The organism is Leclercia sp. Colony189, assembly GCF_009740165.1.
GTDB lineage: Bacteria > Pseudomonadota > Gammaproteobacteria > Enterobacterales > Enterobacteriaceae > Enterobacter.
In genome coordinates this window covers 400901-424521 of the sequence record NZ_CP046557.1, presented here as the reverse complement: position 1 = coordinate 424521, position 23621 = coordinate 400901, and the positions used below count along the sequence as shown (strand labels likewise).

General features: G+C 46.9%; 17 protein-coding genes, 4 pseudogenes and 1 other annotated feature. Of the genes and pseudogenes, 10 read left to right on the top strand and 11 right to left on the bottom strand.

Going from position 1 to position 23621, the window contains the following annotated elements:
- The first annotated feature begins 258 nt into the window (after positions 1-258).
- The 3 genes from GNG29_RS02025 to GNG29_RS02015 are packed head-to-tail and all read left to right on the top strand — an operon-like array spanning position 259 to position 3925.
- Complete coding sequence (locus tag GNG29_RS02025; protein ID WP_016154416.1) at positions 259-1482, top strand: ABC-three component system protein; 1224 nt, start codon at positions 259-261, stop codon at positions 1480-1482.
- Positions 1479-1967, top strand: coding sequence for a three component ABC system middle component (locus GNG29_RS02020; protein ID WP_016154417.1), 489 nt, complete (start codon positions 1479-1481; stop codon positions 1965-1967). The genes GNG29_RS02025 and GNG29_RS02020 overlap by 4 nt, the downstream gene beginning before the upstream one ends.
- Positions 1964-3925 carry a DUF3732 domain-containing protein gene (locus GNG29_RS02015; protein ID WP_016154418.1) on the top strand — a complete coding sequence of 654 codons (1962 nt, stop codon included), beginning with the start codon at positions 1964-1966 and terminating at the stop codon, positions 3923-3925. Before GNG29_RS02020 ends, GNG29_RS02015 begins: the two co-directional genes overlap by 4 nt.
- A gap of 177 nt (positions 3926-4102) precedes the next feature.
- Here the strand turns inward: GNG29_RS02015 and GNG29_RS02010 are convergent.
- Both GNG29_RS02010 and GNG29_RS02005 read right to left on the bottom strand, forming a co-directional pair.
- Positions 4103-4330, bottom strand: a pseudogene (locus tag GNG29_RS02010) (transposase domain-containing protein); the annotation flags it as partial.
- A gap of 46 nt (positions 4331-4376) precedes the next feature.
- Positions 4377-5617 (bottom strand): IS3 family transposase gene (locus GNG29_RS02005; RefSeq protein WP_162838707.1). Its coding sequence is split into 2 segments (ribosomal slippage): positions 4377-5302 and positions 5302-5617, totalling 1242 coding nucleotides; the frame shifts between segments, so codons are not numbered across the junction.
- Positions 5193-5309, bottom strand: a sequence feature (AL1L pseudoknot). It overlaps the preceding gene by 117 nt.
- Before the next feature lie 50 nt (positions 5618-5667).
- On the opposite strand from GNG29_RS02005, the pseudogene GNG29_RS02000 reads away from it, so the two are divergent.
- The 4 genes and pseudogenes from GNG29_RS02000 to GNG29_RS01985 form a co-directional block, all read left to right on the top strand.
- Positions 5668-6123 (top strand): annotated as a pseudogene (locus tag GNG29_RS02000) (transposase); the annotation flags it as partial.
- 267 nt (positions 6124-6390) lie between these two features.
- Positions 6391-7934: pseudogene (gene istA / locus GNG29_RS01995) on the top strand (IS21 family transposase).
- A 13-nt stretch (positions 7935-7947) separates the two neighbouring features.
- Positions 7948-8688: an IS21-like element helper ATPase IstB gene (istB, locus tag GNG29_RS01990; RefSeq protein ID WP_269150626.1), complete on the top strand. Its 741-nt coding sequence runs from the start codon at positions 7948-7950 to the stop codon at positions 8686-8688.
- A gap of 426 nt (positions 8689-9114) precedes the next feature.
- Entirely contained in the window at positions 9115-9327 is a 213-nt protein-coding gene (locus tag GNG29_RS01985) for a DUF1471 domain-containing protein (protein ID WP_016154425.1), read from the top strand.
- A gap of 671 nt (positions 9328-9998) precedes the next feature.
- On the opposite strand, the gene GNG29_RS01980 is transcribed toward GNG29_RS01985, so the two are convergent.
- Positions 9999-10355, bottom strand: coding sequence for a transposase DNA-binding-containing protein (locus GNG29_RS01980; protein WP_016154428.1), 357 nt, complete (start codon positions 10353-10355; stop codon positions 9999-10001).
- A 382-nt stretch (positions 10356-10737) separates the two neighbouring features.
- Between GNG29_RS01980 and GNG29_RS01975 the strand changes: the two genes are divergently transcribed.
- Together GNG29_RS01975 and def are read left to right on the top strand one after the other, a co-directional pair.
- Complete coding sequence (locus GNG29_RS01975) at positions 10738-12105, top strand: OprD family outer membrane porin (RefSeq protein ID WP_016154429.1); 1368 nt, start codon at positions 10738-10740, stop codon at positions 12103-12105.
- A gap of 176 nt (positions 12106-12281) precedes the next feature.
- Positions 12282-12734 carry a peptide deformylase gene (gene def / locus GNG29_RS01970; protein ID WP_016154430.1) on the top strand — a complete coding sequence of 151 codons (453 nt, stop codon included), beginning with the start codon at positions 12282-12284 and terminating at the stop codon, positions 12732-12734.
- Here the strand turns inward: def and GNG29_RS01965 are convergent.
- The 7 genes and pseudogenes from GNG29_RS01965 to GNG29_RS01935 all read right to left on the bottom strand — a co-directional run bounded on the left by GNG29_RS01965 (position 12723) and on the right by GNG29_RS01935 (position 22529).
- A pseudogene (locus GNG29_RS01965) lies at positions 12723-13457 on the bottom strand (IS5 family transposase). The gene def and the pseudogene GNG29_RS01965 overlap by 12 nt on opposite strands.
- A gap of 322 nt (positions 13458-13779) precedes the next feature.
- Positions 13780-17220, bottom strand: a complete 3441-nt coding sequence (locus tag GNG29_RS01960) for a molybdopterin-dependent oxidoreductase (RefSeq protein WP_023302365.1) — start codon at positions 17218-17220, stop codon at positions 13780-13782.
- A 149-nt stretch (positions 17221-17369) separates the two neighbouring features.
- Positions 17370-17804 carry a Cu(I)-responsive transcriptional regulator gene (gene cueR, locus GNG29_RS01955; protein WP_023336667.1) on the bottom strand — a complete coding sequence of 145 codons (435 nt, stop codon included), beginning with the start codon at positions 17802-17804 and terminating at the stop codon, positions 17370-17372.
- 219 nt (positions 17805-18023) lie between these two features.
- The gene (lpxC, locus tag GNG29_RS01950; RefSeq protein WP_023302364.1) at positions 18024-18971 is read right to left on the bottom strand and encodes a UDP-3-O-acyl-N-acetylglucosamine deacetylase; all 948 of its coding nucleotides are present in this window, start codon (positions 18969-18971) and stop codon (positions 18024-18026) included.
- A 312-nt stretch (positions 18972-19283) separates the two neighbouring features.
- Positions 19284-19553: a hypothetical protein gene (locus GNG29_RS01945; protein ID WP_223175622.1), complete on the bottom strand. Its 270-nt coding sequence runs from the start codon at positions 19551-19553 to the stop codon at positions 19284-19286.
- Positions 19537-19941 carry a helix-turn-helix domain-containing protein gene (locus tag GNG29_RS01940; protein ID WP_071532327.1) on the bottom strand — a complete coding sequence of 135 codons (405 nt, stop codon included), beginning with the start codon at positions 19939-19941 and terminating at the stop codon, positions 19537-19539. The genes GNG29_RS01945 and GNG29_RS01940 overlap by 17 nt, the downstream gene beginning before the upstream one ends.
- Positions 19942-20033: 92 nt before the next feature.
- Positions 20034-22529 (bottom strand): heavy metal translocating P-type ATPase, encoded by a 2496-nt coding sequence (locus tag GNG29_RS01935; RefSeq protein WP_016154432.1) that lies wholly within the window; start codon positions 22527-22529, stop codon positions 20034-20036.
- Positions 22530-22610: 81 nt separating this feature from the next.
- Here GNG29_RS01935 and GNG29_RS01930 point away from each other — a divergent pair, with 81 nt between their 5' ends.
- Positions 22611-23063: a Cd(II)/Pb(II)-responsive transcriptional regulator gene (locus GNG29_RS01930; protein ID WP_009654812.1), complete on the top strand. Its 453-nt coding sequence runs from the start codon at positions 22611-22613 to the stop codon at positions 23061-23063.
- A gap of 89 nt (positions 23064-23152) precedes the next feature.
- On the opposite strand, the gene cueR (GNG29_RS01925) is transcribed toward GNG29_RS01930, so the two are convergent.
- Entirely contained in the window at positions 23153-23617 is a 465-nt protein-coding gene (gene cueR, locus GNG29_RS01925) for a Cu(I)-responsive transcriptional regulator (protein WP_016154433.1), read from the bottom strand.
- Positions 23618-23621: the final 4 nt, after the last annotated feature.

The window sequence follows — 23621 nt, the reverse complement described above, 5'->3', positions numbered from 1 at the left end:
TCACATGACCGAACGCCGTTTTCCATTCAGGTTACAAAGTGCCTCATCAGCACGATAAACCTCGGCACGGAAGGCTATTCACTTCACATTTAGCATTCTCAAGTACTTACTTTTTCTATTCACGCAGGAAACACAGTGGTATTGTTTTAAGCTAATATCGATGATGTGATACGTACCACCAAACATTGGATGGTAACTTGTTGCTTTCATGAGCCATTTTCCGTACAGCTGAAAGCGCAATCGACGCAGGGACTTAAAATGACCGGAGTATCTAGCGATCAATACGCTGCTGGTGAACAGGGCTTAGGGTATATCTATCAGCCTCGTTTTGCGCTACTTAAGCTTCTTCAGTGGCCAGAAGATACATCTGTTTTGATCGAAAAAGATGATGACCTAGACTTCGTTAGTTTTGATGGTGTCAAAACACTGGCATCGCTCAAACACAAAGGGGATGGGGATACTCTAACCGACCTGTCTACCGATTTTTGGAAGTCAGTCCGCATCTGGCTTGACCGCTATAATCGTGATGGTAAAACCGAAGCAAATCTTCGTTTCTTTTTGTTTACGACCGGATCTATCTCAAACTCCTCGTTCCTGCAACACTTCTTAGTCGAACCGCCAACAAAAGACGATAATTCAGTATCAATAACTCAACTCACCAACACAGCTCTGGCTAGAAGCAAGTCAAAACTGATCACGGCAATAGCCGATGAGTTCAATAAACTGACTGATGAGCAAAAAGATGACTTCTTATCACGGATAATCATATTTGATGGCGGGCCTCGCATTGAAGACCTCCCAACAATTATCAAAAATCAACACATGCGTATCATTAGACGCGATAACCGAGACGCTATTTTTGAACGACTTGAAGGGTGGTGGAATAACACGATAGTCGATCTGCTAACAGGGAAACGTAAAGAGGCGATTTTTGGTTATGAGATTTCCGACAAACTTGCAGCATTTTCTGAAGAGTACAAATCGGACAATCTGCCGATTACGTTCAGAGGAAAAATTCCCGTTGGAGAAATCGATGCGATGAATGATCCCAGGCTCTTTGTTGTGCAACTCCGTGAAATAGGGGTTTCCTCTAATCGTATCCGAAACGCTATTCTCGACTACTACCGAGCATTTGAGCAGCGTTCTTCATGGGCGCGTGAAAACCTTTTGGTAACAGGAGAGATGGAAGATTATGAAGACCGCCTTGTTGATGAATGGAGTCGCTATAAAGACGTAGTTTTTGAAGAATTAGATGAAAATTCAGCTGACGAAGTACTTATTACTGCGGGAAAAGCATTGTATCAATGGGCCGATCTTGAAAGTGGTAATATTCACTCATTGCGAATCCGAGAACGAGTGACTGAGCCTTATGTAGTTCGAGGAGGATTTCACATCCTTGCGAACAGTAGACCACTACCCAAAATTTTCTGGCATCCCCACTTCCTAAATAGAATTGGGCAATTGTTGGGAGCCCAAGCATGAAGCAATGGGATCAGCGTCCATTCGAGATAAGGAATCTTTTCAATCCTGCATTTTGTGGTGTTGTACTATTCAGAGCAATGCAGAGCTACGAAGAGGAAAACTCACAGGGCATGCCATTTTCTCTCGCTCTTTTAGTTTTACCATTATGTCTGCAAAAAGATTCTCGCCAAGTGTTTGCTGAAAATCCTCGCCGCTACCTTTTGAAAACTATAGAAAACAATCCCAAATTACTCATTAATTTTGCTAACCGCGTCAATAATATGCTGCCATTTACGCTTGAAGCTTTTGGAGTGCTCATGGAACGAGGATGTTTTGTCGTAACGCAAGACGGCCGATTGAAAACAATACCTAATAAAGTTCGCAAATCGGTCATAGGGACTGAAGAATCAATCTCATGCCAGCGTGTCGCGCGCTATATAGGAAAAGAATTTGCCCGTATTGCAGATCGCGTTACGGTGTACACGACCTTTGGAATACGCCCATGAAAATTAAGTCGATTCATGTCTACAGCCATGATGGCCAACGTCGGGACCTGCAATTTAAGGTTAATGGTTTAAATGTCATTACTGGCCGTTCCTCAACCGGTAAATCAGCTCTTTCTGAGATCATTGAATACTGTATGGGTCGATCTACTTTTAACGTACCAGAAGGTATTATTCGCGATAAAGTGTCATGGTTCGCAGTCATTTATCAATTTTCACAGGAACAAGTACTAATCGCGAAACCAACACCAAATGCAGGAGCCACAAGCTGTGGCACCGTTATGCTGCGACGAGGAAATGAACTGACCGCACCAAATTTCAAAGACCTCTCGGTTAACACCGATGATGATTCTGTAGTCGCACTGTTGTCACGATTACTTGGCATCCGCGAGAACCGTACAGACGTGGCAATTGGGCACAGCAGAGAAAGCTTTGAAGCAAACATCAAGCATACTTTTTATTACCTTTTCCAAAAGCAGGGCCTTGTAGCAAATAAAGATCAACTTTTTTATCGACAAAATGAGGCATTTCAGCCACAAGCTATTCGCGACACATTACCGATTCTTTTAGGTATTTCATCAAATGATCGCTATGAACTTGAGGCCAAACTCCGAACAGCACAACGAGATCTGAAAATCAACGCCAAACGTCTTGAACAAGCTCGCGATACAATCGATACATCACTGCTAAAAGGTTCTGGGCTTTTATCTGAAGCCAGAGCCGTGGGTATCATCACACAAGACAAAGAGAGAATCGGAACTGACGAAGTAATTGATGTTTTGCGTTCTGCAATGCAATGGATTCCGTCCCCCCTACCTGAAGACGATGGACATAGAATATCCATTCTTGAAAATGAAATTGCTGGTTTACGACAAGACAGACGTCAGACCCAGTCCCGAATTGATTCTGCTCGGATGTATGCCAAGCAATCAGGTAATTTTGAAAACGAAGTTTTAGAGCAGCAAGACCGATTATCTTCTATCAAGGCTCTACCGAAAAATCCGGAAACTGGTGAATGGCAATGGCCATTCTGTGAAGCAAATTTAGCACTGGAATCTCCAATTGCTAAAGCACTCCTGAGCGAACTAACAACTCTCGACGCTGAAATGAGCATTGTGGCTGGCCAACGCCCTAAAATGGATGTTTATCTTACTGAACTAGAAGATGAGGTTCAGACCATTGTAAGTTCGATAAGAGCCAAAGAAGTGGAGCTTGCTGCGGCAATCGCGGCAAACGAAGTTATTGAGCAATTAGGCACACGCAATAATGCTGCGGCAAGAGTAATTGGTCGTATAAGTTTGTTCCTTGAAGACCTTGTACCTAACTCAGAACTGGCCACATATGAAGCAGAAAATCGTCGTCTAAAGCTCAAAGTCGAAGACCTACAAAGGAAATTTGGAGCTGATAGCAGCCATGAAAGACTCATATCTATTCTGAATAACATTTCGTCACAGATTACACGCTACATCCAGGCTTTTGATGCAGAATTTCAGGGGCTCCCTGCACGGTTTGATCTAAGCCAAATGACTATTATCTTTGATCGTACAGATCGTCCGGTACCAATGAGTCGAACTGGCGGTGGCGAAAATCATCTCGCTTATCACCTGTCTGCCTTGTTAGCCCTTCATCTCTTTGCTTCAAAGAACAATTGCCCCATTCCTCAGTTTCTTTTAATTGATCAGCCTACCCAAGTTTATTTCCCTTCTGAAAAAATTTACCAGGAAGCTGATGGTACTGTTCAGAAAACGGAAGCTGATGCTGACTTAGCAGCAGTACGTAGACTGTTTGCGTTACTGCTGAAGTTTACACAAGAAGAAGTCCCAGGCTTCCAGCTTATCGTGACAGAGCACGCAAATCTTCGCGACCAGTGGTTCCAGGATGCTTTAACCGAGCTTCCCTGGACCAAGCCCCCTGCCCTGGTACCAGAAGACTGGCCTTTACCGTCAGAATTACCAAATTAAGCACGAGTTTTGAAAATCCCCGCATCTTTGGTTCGATTGCGAGTCTTGCACCAAATTCATATCAACGGACCTCCATGGTGGTCCGTTTTTGCATTCTAAGCCCGCCGAAATCAACACTTCTACAATACCTTAACTCCGCCTGACCGTAAGCGCACCGTGAAGGACGTGGGGTAAAAATTAGTTTACAGAGAGGGTGACGTTCCAGGGCAGCAGTTCTTTCACGCGGTTGGCGGGCCAGGTGTTGATGACGCTGATCACATGGCGCAGCCAGGCTTCCGGCTCGATGCCGTTAAGTTTGCAGCTACCGATCAGGCTGTACATCACTGCCGCACTGTCACCACCACCATCAGAGCCGAAGAACATGTAGTTACGGCGCCCCAGCGCAACCACCCGGAGGGCGTTTTCATACTGAACCGCCCCGGTTTTCCTGGAGAGAGTTAAGTTCGGAAGTTCAGGCTGCCAGAACCTTGTTCCCGATGGAAGCGTAATACGCTTTTTCTGCCTCTATCGGAGGGATGTGACCAAGTCGTTCCAGCAACCGACGATTGTTGTACCAGTCCCCCCATGCCAGCGTAGCCAGTTCCACTTCTGAGCGCTTCTTCCAGGCCTGACGGTGGATGACCTCCGCTTTGTACAGACCGTTGATACTCTCCGCCATCGCGTTATCATACGAGTCACCGGTACTCCCCGTGGAAGCCAGCAGCTCTGCATCCTGCAACCGCTGCGTGTAGGCCAGCGAGACATACTGAGAGCCTTTGTCGCTGTGATGGATGGTGCCCGAAGGTCGCCGTGACCACAGTGCCTGTTCCAGCGCATCCAGGACGAACGACGTTTCCATCGATGATGAGACCCGCCAGCCCACGATGACGCCAGCGAACACGTCGATAATGAACGCCACATAGGCGAAGCCCTGCCAGGTGATGACGTAGGTAAAATCTGCACACCAAAGCTGGTTGGGACATTCCGCTACGAACTGGCGGTTTACCCTGTCCTGTGCTGCGGTATCTCTGCGACTGGTTGTGGTGCGGACTTTTTTGCCCTGGAGCACGCCTGCGAGCCCCATCAGTTTCATCAACCGTACCACTGTACATCTGGCCACGCCGATGCCCTCCCGCTGTAACTGACGCCAGACCTTGCGGGCTCCATAGACGCCATAGTTATCGTCGTACACCCGCTGTATCTGCACCTTCAGAAGCGCATCACGCTGCGAGCGCAGGCTGTGTTTTTCCGGCGATTGCTGACGTTGCTGATGCCAGTAATATGTCGACGGGGCAATATCCAGCTCGCGGCATACCGGCCCGACCCCGTGGGCACCACTCAGACGTTCGAGCAGTGGCATTATTTTTTCCAGTGGCGGTCGAGCTCCGCCTGAGCAAAATAGGCTGATGCCTGACGCAGAATATCATTGCTGCGACGCAACTCCCGGTTTTCCCTCTCCAGCTCTTTTAAACGTTGACGTTCGTTACTGGTCAGCTCGCCATCACCAGTCCTGACGGGGCTGATACCACCGCGTAAGTCATTTCTGTGCTGGCGTAGCCAGCCTTTCAGGGTATCGTAATGACAACCAATTTTTGACGATATGGCACGGATAGCATCCGGTTCAGAGTCATATTCATCAAGATGCTCAATGAGCATTCTGACAGCGCGCTCACGTAATTCCGGCGGGTAACGATTAGCTGATTTTGATTTCATCAGGGATCTCCTTTTACTGAGAGTTTAGTCTCCAGGATTCCCGGGGCGGTTCAATCGAAGAAGCAATACGGGGCCTCCCTGCAACTGAGCGGCTGGCAGCCAGGCAGTCCCGAAGTAAGCCGCTGCTGATATCCCTGCATGACTGGTTAGTGGAGAAAAGCGCCACTCTGTCGAAAAAATCCCGTCTGGGCGAAGCGTTCGCTTATGCCCTGAACCAGTGGGATGCGCTGTGCTACTACTGTGATGATGGCCTGGCAGAGCCTGATAACAACACAGCCGAACGAGCCCTTCGTGCCGTCTGTCTTGGGAAAAAGAATTTTATCTTCTTCGGCAGCGACCACGGCGGTGAGCGCGGAGCCCTGCTGTATGGTCTTATCGGAACATGCAGGCTCAATGGTATCGATCCGGAGGCCTACCTTCGCCATATCCTGAGCGTACTGCCGGAATGGCCCAGCAACAAAGTGGCGGAACTGCTGCCATGGAACGTGGTTCTTACCGATAAATAACCGTCAATACGGCGCTCGTTTAACGCTTACACATTCCGGCGGTGATCGCGTTGCGTATTCTGGCGGAACGTGAACGCTATTTCTGGTTTTGCGTGAACGCGTATTCCGGCGGAAAATACCCCGATTTTGCACCATGACCAGAATCACTGTTCATTTTGCCAGAATCGGTGTTCACCCGACCGGAATTGCCGTTCACGTTGCCAGAATCATTCTTAACGCATTGATTTTTGATGCTATATCTATCCCTTTTATTCCAGGGTGTGATATATGCCAAACAAGAGAATCGCAATGCATAAAATCCATGAAATTTTAAGGCTGCGTTTTGAAGTCGGCCTGTCCTTCCGCCAGATAAGCCAGTGCGCAGATGTCAGCACGGGTGCCATCCAGAAAATGCTCAAACGACTTGAAGCCGCTGGGATCTCCTGGCCACTTCCGGAAGGAATGTCAGAGCCCCTACTTGCCAGTCTGCTTTATCCTGAGTCTGACAGTCGTCCTGGCGCGCTGGAGGATCCCGACTGGGCTGAAATCCATATGGAGCTGCGTAAAAAGGCGTCACCCGCCACCTGCTGTGGGAGGAATACTGCCAGAGGATGCCGGTTCGGGCGTACAGCTACTCGCAGTTCTGCTGCCGCTACCAGACCTGGTGCCAGTCACAGAAACGCTCCATGCGCCAGCAGCATCTTGCCGGTGAAAAATGCTTTATCGACTATTGTGGACCCACAGTGTCGGTTATCTCACCTGAGACGGGTGAATGCCGGCAGGCCCAGATCTTCGTGGCGGTGCTGGGCGCATCAAACTACACCTTCGCGGAGGCTACCTATACGCAGTCGCTGTCAGACTGGCTTCTCAGCCACGTCAGGATGCTGGAGTTCTTCGGTGGAGTCCCCGAAATCCTGGTTCCGGATAACCTGAAAAGCGGGGTTAGCAAAGCCAGTCGTTACGATCCCGAACTGAATCCCTCCTATCAGCAGCTGGCTGAGCATTATCAGGTTGCGGTGATACCTGCCCGCCCCAGAAAACCCAGAGACAAGCCGAAGGCGGAAGTTGGCGTTCAGATCGTCGAACGCTGGATCCTGGCCCGGCTCCGTCACCAGGTCTTCTTCTCGCTTGCTGAGCTGAACCACTGTATCCGTACGCTGGTAACCGGGCTCAACGAACGTCCCTTCAAAAAACTGCCGGGCAATCGCCGTGAGGCCTTCGAAAGGCTGGACAAAACTGTGCTCAGGCCATTACCGGTGCAGCAGTGGCGCTACCGGCACATCAAAAAAGCGAAGGTGAATATCGATTATCACGTGGAATATGAACAGCATCACTACTCAGTCCCCCATCAGCACGTCGGTAAAACGGTGGAGCTTCATGCCTTCGACAACCTGCTTGAAGTCTGGTCTGACGGGCAGATGATCGCCAGTCACCCGCGGCGTCTTCATCCGGGCAACAGTACGGCAGCAGAACATATGCCGGAGCGCCATCGTCATCATCAGCAGTGGACGCCAGAGCGGCTGAAAAGCTGGGCGGCCGGTGTGGGCTCCGACACCTTCACGTGGGTCAGCGAGCGTCTGGCTGAAAAAGCGCATCCGGAACAGGCCTATCGCCTGTGTCTGGGGCTGCTGAGCCTGACGCGTGAATATCCTTCTGAGCGCGTCAATAACAGCTGTCGGCTGGCCAATGCAGAGGGGTTAACCCGGCTGAAGCAGATAAAGTCGATCCTGAAGAATAACCGCGACCTGGTTCCGGCGGACAAAGATCTGCACCCGTCCCGGGAGCTTCCTCAGGAACATGAAAACATCCGTGGCCCACGCCACTTCCACTGAAACAAGGGATCCGATAATGCCACATACGCTGATGAAACAGCTGACAGAAATGAAACTGACGGGAATGGCGGCCGCGCTGTCCTCACAGATGGAGCAACCCGGCACTTACGAAGAGCTCTCCTTCAGGGAAAGACTGGCGTTGCTGGTCACGCGCGAATCACTCGAAAGGGATCAGCGTAAACAGAAACGTCTGCTACAAAAAGCCCGCCTGAGGCTTGAAGCCTCGGTCCAGGACATCGACTACCAGCCAGCGAGAAACCTGGAACGTTCTCGGATCGCTCAGCTAAGCCAGAACGAATGGGTGGTCAGGGGGCAGAACCTGCTGATAACCGGCCCCTGCGGTTGCGGCAAAACCTATGTGGGCTGCGCCCTTGGCAACAACGCCTGCCAGCAGGGTTACAGCGTACAGTACTGGAGACTGAACCGGTTGCTGGTTGAACTGACGCACAGCCGCGCAGACGGTAGTTACCGAAAGCAGCTGGCTCAGCTGTCAAAAACGCAGCTGCTTATCCTGGATGACTGGGGCCTTGAGCCGTTGCTGCCAGCGCAGCGTAACGATCTGCTGGAACTGATGGATGACAGATACGGAAAGAACGCCACGGTGATGATAAGCCAGCTGCCAACGGATGAGTGGTATGGCTGCGTTGGCGATAACACGCTGGCAGACGCGATCCTTGATCGTCTGATGCATAACTCCCACCGGCTGGAAATGAAGGGTGAGTCGATGAGAAAACGACTGGCACAGGTTGACTGAAAGTGAACGGTCGGTGTAATAAAAAGAAGTTAGGGCGCGTTAGGGAATAACGCGTTCACGTTCCTCCGGAATAACCGTTCAACTTCGCCAGAATACGCACGCGTACTTAATCAGTAGCCGTAACATCATAAACCCTCACTAATCCTGTAAGTTAACTTGCCCTGCACCGACCTATCTCCCCAGCGCAATCCCGGTTTCGCGGTGTCTGTTACGGCCGTATTTTCTCATTTCTCGTCAGCCACAGTGAGGCTCTTTCAAGAGCTGGGTTGTATGAAAACGACAAAAACACAGCCGACAATAATTTACAAAATAACTTGTTGACCCTGTATTTACTACAGGGTTTTTAATACACATCAACAGGTGAGACGGCGATGACGCCGGTATCACCAGATGACCAGATGACCAGATAACCCAAGGAATATGACCATGAAAAACATCAAACTGCTTGCTGCTGCCGGTATGCTCTCCGTAGTTTCTTTCTCCGGCTTCGCCCAGTCCGTCAGCGTTACTGCTGACACCCTGAACAACGCGGAAGCGAAAATTGCCGCTATCGCCCAGGAATCCGGTGCTTCGTCCTACCGCATCACCAGTGCAGACCAGAAAAACGTTGCCCGCGTGACTGCAGTACTTGATAAGTAATCCGGGACGGTATTACCCTGAACCTGAGCAGTAAACGCGTGAGATGGTCGCAGAGGGAACTGCCGGACTGACTGCCACTATAGTGGGGGTCACCTCCGGTTCCGCCGGCGACCTCACATGCGGACACACCCTCCAGGACAACCCTATCCCTGTTGTCCGTTTTCCTTGATGACTGTTTTAGTCAGGTTACCCCCAGGTAGCCTTTTTTTTTGTCCTTATCCCACCAGAAAAAACAGCGTAAGGGTGTTGACCCTGTATGAACCACAGGGTTTTTAATACACATTAACAGGTGAAACGGCGATATCTGATGAAGAGGAATATACAGATGAAAAAATTTAGCGTGACTGCAGTACTGATTCTGACTGGCATGCTCTCATCCGGAGCTATGGCAACCTCGTTCCTGCCGGAAACTTGCTCGGATATGGACATCTCTGTCCGGACAGACTATGTCAACCATGAAGACGTGAGCCACGTCTTTGACTGTCAGCCAGTGATCTGATGTAAAAAAACGGTCGGATTAATTTTCCTTTTAAGTGCGTTAGTGCCTTTGAATTTTTTTCGGGTCCAGAACTTCACCGCGGTCAGACCCAGCGGGAGCCCTGATGTCGTCACTGCCAGGCTCGAATGCATCAGGATCCCACAATTGACACCTGCATCATTCCCCATCTTGATTAGGTGTGATTGCCTGCAAATCCTACTGCATCAGGGTTATCCCGGTGGTAGCCAAATGTTGTGGTGTCCTGAAGCAGTAGAATCTTCTCACCTTGCAGCGCATATATCCTTTGACTGGTAGCCTCGGAATGTCCCTGCAGCAGGTGCTGCTCATCAATCCTGTCACTGGAAAGGAACCGGTAAGCGGCTTTTGTTGCTGCATTATCCTGGCAGGCAAAAGGGAGGCTGTTGCCCATCCCCCGCCAGAGTTTTTGCATGAGACTTTTAAAACGACTGGCACGGCGGCGATCGCTAAAGACAGAAGAATTAATTTCCTCATCGAGCCATGAAAGCGAAGTCTGTTCCTGATTAATCATTCAACCATCCCTGAAAGTAATTTAGCTGATTATCATAATGATTACCTTAATATAATTGTGGGTAGTTGCAAGTCTCGCTGGACGCTTACAATTAACCCAATTCGCTTGATACATCAGATTGATTCCCTCCCTGAAAACAGTGCCGGTCTAAACGGAAGTCTCCTGTCTTACAACCAGCAGAAACACGGTGCATAGGGCCAATCCATGGTATAAGCAGTCAGTCTGAAAAAAAAAGTCTTGACCCTGTAGCCACTTCATGGTTTTTGATATGAACTGGATTCGTACTTAGTGCAGCGGTAAACAAATACCTCATTATTTTCTGCCATTTTCCCTTCGTGTTACCGCGTATATTGATATCAGGCAAGCTAAAGGAATTACCTGAATGAGAATAGTTACACTCGTAATATCTGCTGTAGCTTTGATGCCGGGAGTTACAGTCCCTAATGCGATAGCCGGTTTTATTGAAGACAGTAAGGCCAATCTCACACTCCGCAATTTCTATATTAATACAGATAATCGCAGTGGGGACGGGTTCAGTAAACAGGAAGAATGGGGACAGGGGTTCATCCTCAATTACGATTCAGGTTATACTGAAGGGCCAGTGGGATTCGGACTGAGCACTCTGGGGCTACTGGGCATCAGACTTGACGGAGGAGGTAAAGCAGGCTCACCGGCGTCAGGTCGGCAACCCGGTACAGTATTTCCGCTAGACAATGATGGCAGAGCGGTTCATCAGTTCGGTAGCCTGGGGGTTACCGGCAGGGCAAAAATATCTGATACGGAACTCCGTTATGGAACGCTTCAGCCCAAAAATCCCGTCGTTATATACAACGATGCCCGCCTTTTGCCCATGACATATCAGGGAGGACAAATATCATCAACAGATATCGACGATCTGAGTCTGACCGGCGGCGTTCTCACACATACAAAAGGACGTAACTCCACAGATATGCGCGGAATGTCCATTGCCGGAGCCAATGGAAGTGGTCCCACTTCACGGAGCAGTAATCGTTTTTATTTCGCCGGTGGTGACTATACTCTTATGAAAGACATGACTCTCTCATACTATTACGGTGAGCTGGATAATTTTTACAGACAAAACTATATCGGACTGGCACATAACCTGAAAATCGTTTCCGGGAACCTGAAATCAGATATTCGTATATTCATCAGCGATGCAGACGGAAAGAACGGAAGTGCTGCAGGACGGAGTGCCGGATATGTAAGTACTGGTTATTACGGAAATAATCGCACAAAGGGAGAAGTGGACAACAATGTTTATAGCGGTCAGTTGACATGGTCTTCTGGAGGTCACAGTGTGAGCAGTGGTTATCAGTGGCTGACGGGGAAAAGTGACTTTCCATATCTGAATCGTGGTGATGGAGAAGGAACAAGCACCTGGTTAATTACTGATGCACAATTGCTAAAATTCAGCAGGGCGGGGGAGCGAACCTGGCTGGCACGGTACGCCTATAATTTTGCTGATGCAGGGCTCAAAGGGCTGAATCTAAGTATCCTCTATCTGAACGCCGATAATATTGATACCGGGAATGGGCGAAAGGGGGAATGGGAACGGGATATTGCCCTGAGTTATACTATCCCCGAGGGAATACTTAACGGACTTGGCATCTCCGTAAAAAATGCCACAATGCGCAGCGCTCTGCCTGACACAAGTAGAAAAGGCTCTGCTGGACAGCGTGACCAGGATGAAACCCGGGTTACAGTCAGTTATACCCTTCCTCTTCTCTGATATAGTGTTTCCGGTCTGTTGTGCTGTTGAGCAGGACAGACCGGAATGACGTTCGCAGGCAGCAGAAGATTTATATCTGGCTGTCAGTCCGGTAGTTATTTCTGTCCCGGTTCTCCACTCAGGTCCGACTTAAAACATATCGTTTTTACTGCCATTTAAATAAAGAGTAGCCTTGCATGTCATTATTATCAGTTTTAAAGTATCCGGATCCCAAATTGAAGATCATTGCAATGCCCGTCGAACATATTTCACCGATAACCCGGCAATTTATTAAGGATATGATTACCACTATGTACGGTACATCCAGTGTAGGTTTAACAGCAACCCAGGTTGGTGTTCACCAAAGGATTGCTGTAATTGATGTCCCTGAATCGCTGGTGCAACCAATAGTATTAATTAATCCGGTAATTGCTGAGAGTAAGGAAGAAAAAAATATCACTGAGGAAAAATGTCTTTCTATACCAGGAACCAGTCGTTTTGTATACCGTGCAGAGAAAATAAATGTCACCGCTCTTGATGCTTTTGGGAATACAATAAATTTTAGTGCAAGTGGTACTCTCTCGATCTGTATACAGCATATGATAGACCATATGAACGGGATTCTATTAACTAAGAGCCTATCTCAATAGGACTTTATTCCAGACGATAAGACCACAGGCAAAATGCAACATAGCCTCGTAATTTTCGGCCTTCTTTTTCCATCGGGTCAGAACCCGGCGAAAGCGATTCATCCAGCTATGAGTCCTCTCAACGCCCCAGAGAGGGGCTTTGAAGTCCCTGTTTTTACTGGCGTCAGACTCCTCTTTACGGGACTGAATATGTGGCTCGTAACGGCGACTCTGCAGATACGTTTTCAGCCATCCAGCTTCGTAACCTTTGTCCAGACAGAGCCTGAGTTTCCCCCCGGATGCCCCGCCTGAAGGGCATCGAGCGTATCCGCAACCAATTTGATGTCGTGCGTGTTCGCTGCTGCGACGACCAGCGACAGAGGAAGCCCCCTGGCGTCCGTCAGCAGGCTGCGCTTTACACCTTGTTTCCCTTTGTCCTTAGGATTGCGACCTGTTTTTTGTTCCTGACAGCGGCGATTTGGTCATACAACCGTCCATCGACAACCAGGACCAGTCAATGCTGTCCAGATGCTCGCAGGCAAGCAAACCGTTCTGCCAGAAGCGCTCAAAAATGCCTGAATCGTGCCACTCCTTAAAGCGCCGGTGTGCAGAACTCGATGAACATATCCCGGTGGCGTTCAGACAACCAGTCCTGAGGAAGAAGAATATGGCATCCATGGCAGCGCGGTTATCAACGCGTTTCCTGTATGTATCGAGTGGATGGCTGGTTTTGTGCTCAGGGATACCCGGTCATTTTTTTAGGCTCGATGCAGAAAAACAATGAAGTTTCAATTTTATCATTGCAAGCCTTTCATTCACTAAAACTCCTCGGCCAATCCGAAACTGGTGACTGTAGTAATTTCTTACAGGCTAAGACTTGCAGTAACTTGAAGGTAAGGGGGAGGATGATAAAAATTCATGAAGATCGCACTGAAATAATTCATTAAATCGGTTATTGAGTTGGATTGGCGCAAAATAATTAAAAATGTCTTTAAAACATAGCGTTATCCATTGAATAACATCAGACCACTAAAATGGCCTGATGTAAAGGATGCTAATACCTATCTCAGGCATCAATAGTGATATCACCGGCAGGAATGCACTGGCATGTCAAACATGCACCCTCATCAGAGGGTTCCACACCATTCAGATGCTGCACGTTCCCGGCAATCACCTTAGTTGAACAGCTTTCACATTGTCCAACACGACAACCACTAGGCATTTTAATCCCAAGTTTTTCTCCAAAATTCAGCAGAGTACCTTTATCCGTGGTCCAGATCTCTTCTCTTCCTGATTTTGCAAAAATTACTTTATGACGTAATGAGGGATCATTATTTATTTTTGTCGGAGAACGAAATATCTCGTAGAAAATAGCAAATGCAGGTACACCTCTCTCCTGAAGCCCTCGGGATATCGCATCCATCATAGGCTGCGGACCACACATGTAATAACGAGCATTATTCTCAATAAGATATGCCTCGACATCTCCCGCACCAACATAACCAGCTCTATCATAATCCAATCCTGGAATATCACAGTCGAGGGGCTGGTTGTAGATATTAATTACTTTAAGCCTGTCAATAGACGCATTTAGCTCCGCAATTCTTTTCTTAAACGCATGTAGCCTACTATTTTGATTAGCATAGAAAAGCCAGATTTCCGGACCTTCCGCTTGGGGGTTAATAGACTCCAGATAGGAAATGAATGGAGTAATTCCAATACCGCCAGCAAATATTACGACAGGCTGGACGGCATTGAGCGGGACAATGAAATTCCCCCCAGGAGGCGTAAGTTCAACATCCTTGCCTATCTGCAAATGCGTGTTTATGTAGGATGACATTATTCCTTCTACATATTCACCTTTCTCATCAGTCGCTTTCTGATGACGGACAGAAATGGAATAGGTTTTACGGTCATGAACAAACGCAGGGCCTGTCAGCGAATACGCCCGGGTAACGATCTCTTCAGAATCGCTCATCGGACAACAGCTAACAGTGATATGCTGGCCCGGTTCATAATCAGGTAAGTAGCCTTCACTATTCGATTGGAAGGTAACTGTCGTAACATTATCTGCTTCTTTTTTCAGTTCAATGACTTTGAATGTTTTACGACCTTCCCAGGGGCGTCTTATCAGCTCAAAATCATTCAAGCGGCGAATGCGGCAGCGGAATGAACGCAAAGGTAAAGCACCGCTGACTGGATCATAGCTATCACCGCTGATTAAGCTATTGTAATTGCTACTGTACTCACCTTTAACCGGGTATGAAGGTTTGCCAAAATCAGGACAAGCCTGCCACCACCCAAACTCAGCAATTACAGTTTCATGAGAGAGTTTGGCTTCCACTTTTGCTCTAAATCGAGCAAGACCTGCTCTCGTTTCAATTTCTACCCAATCCCCCGTCTTGATACCTTCTTCGTCAGCCAGAGCTGCCGAAATGTCTACCGTTGGATAAGGTGCTTTTTTTCGTAGGCTAGTCAGGCTTCGATGTTGGCTATGACAGAAGAATCCGCTTTTAACGGATGTCAGCATTAGTGGATAATCAGGATCGTTGCGCTGGTATTCTTGCGGCTGTACATACTCAGGTAAAGGATTGTAACCATAGCGATGAAGGATCTCAGAGTAAAACTCTGCACGTTTTGTTTCTGTATTGAAACCTGCCAGATATCCACTATTTGGGTCTCTGAAAGCATATTTTCTGACTTTATGCTCAAGCGGGATATCGTAACCTTCTGGCTTATTTCTGAGCATCTCAACAGTCAAACCTAATGGTTCTAGTTGATAATTCCAGGCTGCCTCAATATTGCCGTCGAAGAACGCTTCATTCATTCCTAACCGGCATGCAAGATCGAAAACAATCTCAAGGTCGGAACGGCTTTCACCGCGCGGAGAGACCATTTTTTTTCTCAACTGAATGTGGTCCTGAGCAGCAGCACTACTTTCAAACCCGGTTCTTAGGCCTTCGCGCTCCCAGGCAGTGTTTACTGGCAGAAGGATATCAGCATACTTTGATGTAGGCGTTTCAAACAAATCTACATGGGCATAAAACTCAAGTGCCTCAAGCGCCTGTTGTCCGAGAGAAGTATCACTTTGTGAAAGTAATATGTTGGCACCAAAGCCAATTAACCCGCGAATTTTATAGGGTGTACCTTCTAATACTGAATGCCAGATATCCTGAGAATGAACCCAACCTTGTGAAGGCGGCCCGATAGGCCTTTCTTCAAGACCTAATGCTTTATCCCATTGTGATTTTGGCATCAGTGTCGGTGAATTAACCACATTCACCGGGTGGCTGGCATAGATTCGATTACATCCTTCCTGATCGAAACAACCGGTTAAAGCATACAGTGTCGCAATCGCACGTTCTGTTTGGGTGGCATTAGTGTGTTGTGCCACTCCAGACCAACTGTGGTAGGCGATTTTCTTGGCCCCGGCAATCAAACTCGCAGCGGCTTCAATTGATGCAACAGATACCCCGGTGATACGGCTTACGTTTTCTGGGTCATAATTAGCCAACATATCTTTAAAAGATGAAAACGCCGTTTGGCAGGAAATTTTTGCACCATCAGCTATTGCAACTTCAACATTACCCTCAAGTGCAGCTGTAGGCGTCAGCGTTTCTTCAGTTCGAGTCTCGGAATCGATAAATGTGACTTGCTGGTTGTGTTCGTCCCAAACTGTATAGCGATTACTGATGGCAAGTGGGTTAATATCTTTTTCCCGAAGAAAATAACCATTATCATTTCGAACCAACAAAGGACCATTAGTCCAGTTTCGAACAAACTCATGATTAAACAGGTTTCTTTCTACCAGGAGATGGCTTAACCCCAAAGCTAATGCACCGTCAGTTCCAGGATTGACATCAAGCCAGGCATTTGCTTCTTTCGCTAAAGGTGTCGGGCGAGGATCCACGACGATCAGTTTTGCACCGTTATTTCGACCAGTACCAATCGCACTAGCCTGGGCAAGCCAAGTATTCGCGGGGTTATGCCCCCAAAGAAGGATAAGATCGGCATGGGAATAGTCAGCAACAGGGATGCCGCAGCCAAAGGTCCATCGATGTGCAACGTCTTTATGCCAGTTACATATTTCAGTTCCATAGCTGGTGTTTGGGCTGCCATAGATACGAACAAATCGCTCTAACCATTCAATTGCATCGCTGAGGGGGGTACCGCTTGGGCTCGTAAAACCGAAAGCGACAGATTCAGCTCCGTTCTCTCGTTTAAATTTTTCCAGTTGTCCGGCTATCGTTGACATAGCCTCTTCCCAACTTATACGTTTCCAGCCCGGGTTCTCGGCACCTTTAGGATGGGTTCTCTTCATCGGGTACAGAATTCTATTTGCGCTGTCCACCAGCTCAGGTGCCGCTTTGCCCTTCATACACATGGCCTTACCATTAGGATGTTCAGGGTTGGCCCGTACCTTGATCAGGTGGTCATTTGCTACTTCATTCAACGTCCCGCAACGCGAACGGCAAAGTGTGCAATATCCGGGAATAATATCTGACATTGTAAACCTCACTACTAAAAACAGTTAATATATTTTAAAAACCACATTGCTTTCTTTTCACCCAAGAATTACTAACCCAATTAATGTTAATATCATCTTGTTTTGTGGGCGTAATTTCAGTTGAAATTACTGTCATATATGGGTAGCGGCTAAGTAATTTCAGGGCCAGAATCTGATTCCTGCAAACCGTTAACATCTGCAAGATACAGTGCACGCAAAATAGGGCATTCAGGCTTATCATCCCCTGCACAGCAATCAGAAAGCGTTGTAAGTATTGATGCCATACGCTGAAATTCTTGAATTTTTACAGTCAACTCGCGGATGTGTGACTCGACTAATTTTTTCACATCAGCGCTTTGGCGCGAATGGTTACCCCAAAGACAGAGAAGTTCTCCTGTTTGCGCCAGAGAGAAACCTAACTCCCGACATCGACGTATAAAATGCAATTTGTACACATCAATATCGCTGTACATCCGATACCCGGCTGCAGTTCTTGCAACTTCCGGTATTAATCCCGCCTCTTCGTAATAGCGGATCATTTTGGCGGAAACTCCGGATAACCGGGCAGCATCACCAATGTTCATCCTTACCTCCCAAAATGTATTCTGTTAATATCAGATCCAGTTTCAAATGACGTCGTTTCTGACACTCTTACCTTGCATACGTAGTGATACGGTTACCGTTTGGCTCATCAAGACTTAGTCGATATCCAGCCTAGACCTTCCCGTGGTGGTAAGGTCAAGAAAAAAATCATCAAGATAAGCTGTGTAAAAAACCAGATGTGACGAACATACTCATATCCCTTATGACCACATACTTAATGACTCAAAACACTCTTCTTTGGGTTTAGAAAGGATGGTTTCTCTAGTGGCATCATTTTTATATTCACCAACACTCACTAATTCCCATGATTCGACATCATTCAACAGTGCAAGCATCAACTTATTATTTAATGCATGCCCTGACTTATAAGCATGGTAGGCGCCAATAATATTATGGCCTGATACAAAGAGGTCTCCAATCGCATCCAGTGTTTTATGTCGCACAAGTTCGTTATTAAATCGCAGACCTTCCGGATTCAGAACGCTATATTCATCAAGCCCTATCGCATTGTTCAAACTTGCCCCTAACCCAAGACCTTTTTGTTGTAGAAGTTCTACATCACGAACAAATCCGAAAGTTCTGGCATCAGCAATCTCGCTAATATAGTTTTCTTTCGACACTTCAATATTTAATCTATTAGTCTCAGCAGAAATCAAGGGATGCTTAAAATCAATCATAAAATCGATCGAGAACTTTGAGTCTGGATGCAAAAGAGCCCATTTGTCGCCATCTTTTACGGAAACCGTTTTTTTTATCAGAAGATATTTTTTTAGCGCACACTGCTCTATCAAACCAGCGTGCATTATTGAGTCTATGAATCCTCTGGCACTCCCATCGAGAATGGGAAGTTCTGGAGCATCGAGCTCCACCAAGAGGTTATCAAGCCCCATGCTAGACACCGCAGAAAGGAAATGCTCGATTGTTGAAACTCGAACTCCCTGAGGGTTGATAATGCTTGTTGCCAGCATAGTGTCATGAATCTGATCGGCACGGAGCTGAATATCAACAACAGGAGTTACATCTGTTCTACGGAACCGTATGCCACTATCGGCACCAGCAGGCATGATTTTCATGTTAACGGTTTTACCGCTATGCAAGCCAATACCGTTTAATTCAACAATATTCTTGATAGTTTTTTGCTTGATCATGGAGACCTCTGTTTGCTCTAGCGACTAGGCAGAACGTCCGCAACAAGGTTCCATTGATGATTCCCCCTATTGCTCTGTTCATCGTCCTCGCTACTCTCGACTTGGTTCCATTAAAAACCATGAAGTTGATATAGGGTCAAGATTTTATACGATATACACATCAAGCATCTTGCATGAGTCGCACTGACTGACCCGGGTTAGTTACCATCATATTCTTTATGGTTGAGACCATACGGAAATCAGTGAATTAAAAATATTTATTCATCCAAAACACAAATGGTTTTAAGAAAGCCTAATGCCCTTCTTGTAAAATTATTCAAGATAGTCAAGTATGTTTTTTATATTGTCAATTAAGGCGACATGCAGGTCAGGGTCATCACATTCATCTGAATGGCAATAGGAAATATGTTGAAGTATAATTCTTTTTTTGAATTCACTAACTGTACACTCCAACTCATACACCGACCGTACGATATCAATACAAGGTTCATCATCGATTAAAAAATCCTGCATTTTATTATACTTATCAGTCAGATCTTCTATCATAGAAATTAATACGGGGTCATTAACTAACATTGGCATATCTCTCCTCATAATCTGAAAGTAAAGATGGACACAGCGCTGATAAATTCCAATTCCCTTGCTTGCGGTACCGACCGGGAGGAAGATGAAACTTGTTTTTAAAAGCTCTCGTGAAAGTTTGTTGCGAATTAAAACCATACTGAAGTGCAATGTCTAGGACTGTTCTGGAAGTCAATTTCAGATCAATCGCAGCACATGATAATCGACGAGCACGAACATATTCACCCAGCGCAACACCGGTCGTCTGTTTAAACAAACGTTGAAAATGCCATCGTGAATACCCAGACTTCTCAGCAATAAATTCTACTGGCAAGGTTGTATTCAATGAACTTTCAACCCACTGCAAAATATCTTTGACAACACTTTCAGAATATTTCCTGGTGTCCATTCTCTCCCCCCAAACCATATTCTATGAATATATTCAAACCAGAATACGGTCTCTGAGTCTGTCATCCATGAAGAACTCAGGGACCCAACTCTTTATTTTCGTAATAACCTCAGGCCATTTGCCACAACCAGAAGACTGGCACCAACATCAGCAAATACAGCCATCCACATAGTTCCCATTCCCATGAGCGTGAGTACAAGGAATACGGCTTTAATACCTAGAGCGAGGCTGATATTTTGCACGAGTAAGCTGTACGTTTGTCGGGATAATTTTACAAAGGCTGGGATTTTACGCAGGTCATCATCCATTAAGGCTACATCTGCAGTTTCAATCGCCGTATCAGTACCCATTGCGCCCATAGCAAAACCGATATCAGCTGCAGCCAGAGCCGGTGCATCATTGATACCATCACCAACCATCCCAGTGATTCCAATCCGTGAATGCTCTTCAACTGCACGATGTTTATCTTCTGGCAATTGATTCCCTCGAGCCTCATCGATTCCAACCTGAGATGCGATTGCTTTAGCTGTATGTGGGTTATCACCAGTCAGCATAATAGTTTTAACGCCAAGTTCATGAAGTTGTTCAATCGCTTCACGGCTGCTGTTTTTAACAGTATCAGCAACAGCGAACAACCCAAGCACTTGCTTACCATCATTGAGTAAAATAACTGTTTTACCCTGGCTTTCCAGCCTTTGTACTGTTGCTTTAATCTCTGATGGACAATTAAAGTGTTCTTCAGTCAAACGCAGGTTACCAAGGTAAAAATCCTTACCTGTAATCGCGCCATGCACACCTCGCCCAACAATCGCTTCAAAGCTGTCAACATCCTGCTTTTTCAAATCAGCAGAAGCATTCACAATTGCCAGTGAAACAGGGTGATCAGAGTAACTAGCGAGACTAGCTGCAGTAGTACGAACTTCACGCTCGCTCCACCCATTGAATACCATTACGTCGGTTTGTACTGGTTTCCCATAGGTAATAGTTCCTGTTTTATCCAGCGCAAGGGCTTTTAGCTTACGTCCCTGCTCAAGATAAACACCGCCTTTAATGAGAATCCCTTTGCGAGCAGCTGCAGTAAGTCCACTAACAATCGTTACTGGCGTAGAAATAACCAGGGCACATGGACACGCAATGACAAGCATAACTAAAGCTTTATAGATCCACTCCTGCCATGTTCCTGCCCCAAACAATGGTGGCAATACAGCAACCGCAACAGCAATACCCATAACGACGGGGGTATAAATCTGGGAAAAGCGGTCAACAAAACGTTGTGTAGCTGCTTTGGCGCCTTGCGCCTGCTCAACGGCATGAATGATGCGAGCAAGGGTTGTATTATTTGCAGCTGCAGTGACTTTATATTCAAAAGAGCCTGACTGATTTATTGTTCCAGCAAATACAGCATCGCCCGCAATTTTATCGACAGGCATACTTTCACCTGTAATTGGAGCTTGGTTAATGGTGGTTTGGCCTTTGACGATTTCTCCGTCGAGACCAATTCGTTCACCTGGTTTTACCCTGACAATACTGCCCGGTTGTACGCTACTGGCGTCAACTTCCTGCCATGTTCCATCAGCTTGTTGGACCATTGCAGTTTCAGGAGTCAGGTTCATCAGGGAACCTATTGCATTTCTGGCTCTATCAAGTGATTTGGCTTCTATCAGCTCGGCAATGGTGAATAACACCATAACCATCGCCGCTTCTGGCCACTGCCCAAGGACCAAAGCCCCAGTAACGGCAATACTCATTAGTGCATTGATATTCAAGTTGCCATTGCGAATCGAAATCCAACCTTTTTTGTAGGTTGTCAGACCACAAGAAAGCACTGCTATCAAAGCCAACCCAGCTTCTAGCCAGTCAGGCATATCAGCCCAGTGCATCACTTCGGCTGCAAGAGCAGCTACGCCAGCAAGAGCTAATGGCCACCAGGGCTTTTTTTTCTCCTGGGTATTTTTCTTGCCGCTAGTATTATCAGAGACTTCTGGCGCGAATCCCAACGAGCGAATTGCAGCCATGATAGCTTCAAGCGAATCCGGTGTATGGGTTACAGTCAAAACACGCTGCATCAGGTTGAAATCAAGCTCTTTAACAGCGCTCATTCCACCCAGTTTCTTTTTGATAAGATTTTCTTCAACAGGACAATCCATCTGCATAATGCGAATTTCTGTCCGTAATCCACCAGCCACAACCTGCGAGCCCCCTAGGCTACTCAATTGTTCTGGAGCAGCGGAGCAACAATCCCCCTCATGGCCGTGATCGTGGCCTTCATGAGAATGCTCTTGCGCGGCATGAGCATGGTTACATCCCTTATGATTATGCTCATCATGCGAATGCCCTTCGCCGCCATGGCTATGGGCATCATGATTATGGCCTTCATGGTTATGGCCTTCATGGTTATGACCTTCATGGGAATGATCATCACTGCATTTCTTGTGATTATGAGCCTGCTGATCATGTGCATGATCATTTGCTTTATGTGATTCACCAGTATTCTTAACCCGGAGTCCTGTCCCTAAATTGAACGTTTCACAGCAACTAGCCGCTTCGTCTCCTGCAGGGTTTTTGCTATTTTTTACACCACCACTCATTTTCATTGCCTCATCTGTTAACTATACTGACGATTAAAGACCCTAATCTAACTAGAGGGTCAAGCGCATAAGGGGGGAGGCATGAAAATTGGTGAATTGGCCCGTAAGGCGGATTGTCCGGTGGAAACTATTCGGTACTATGAGAAAGAAGGATTACTTCAGGCTCCATTAAGAGATATTGAAAATAACTATCGCCGTTACAACAATACTCATCTGGAAAAGTTATTATTTATCCGACGCTGCCGCTCTCTTGATATGACCCATGAGGAAATACGTGCATTGCTACTGGCAATGAATAATCACGGTAAAGACTGTGGCCCCATTGATGCAATAATCAGTGCCCATCTCACTCATGTTCAGCATCGTATTAAAGAATTAATAGCCCTGGAAATACAACTCAAAGAACTTAATAACTATTGCAGCTCAGACCGGAGCGTGGACGAATGCGGGATAGTACAGAAATTGACTGCTGATGAAGAGAATGGTGATCTTCCTTTAACCGTACCAACTGACCACTTGGGGGGTGTGCATTAGTGGTGTGCGCTTATAAGTTGATTAGACTGATGGCGTAACACAAGCCCATACAGCTTTGTGCTACGCCATCATGCCCTTAAAATAAGGGGTCAGGCTTTTTCCATTTCGTTACCACGAGAACGACGTTGCACTGCCCCTTCTCTCTTACCGGGATGGCTTTTAGCATCAGCGGTCATTAATGTCTGGAGTATTGGGCATTCAACTCGCTCATCCCCAGCACAGCTTTTGATCAGAGCTCTGAGTGTATCTGCCATTCGTCGCATATTTTCCATACGTCGCTCTAAATCATCCATATGCTCTTGTGCCAGACGTTTAACATCGGCGCTCTGGCGAGATTTGTCATTCCATAACTTGAGCAAATCGGCTATCTCTTCAAGAGAAAAACCAAGATCGCGCGCACTGCGGATAAAAATCAGACGATGGACATCATTGGGTGCATAATCACGGTAGCCCGCTTCGGTACGGCCAGTAGCAGGAATCAGACCAATTTGCTCGTAATAGCGAATCATCTTTGCGGAGATTCCTGATTCGTTCGATGCTTTACCAATGTTCATAGCT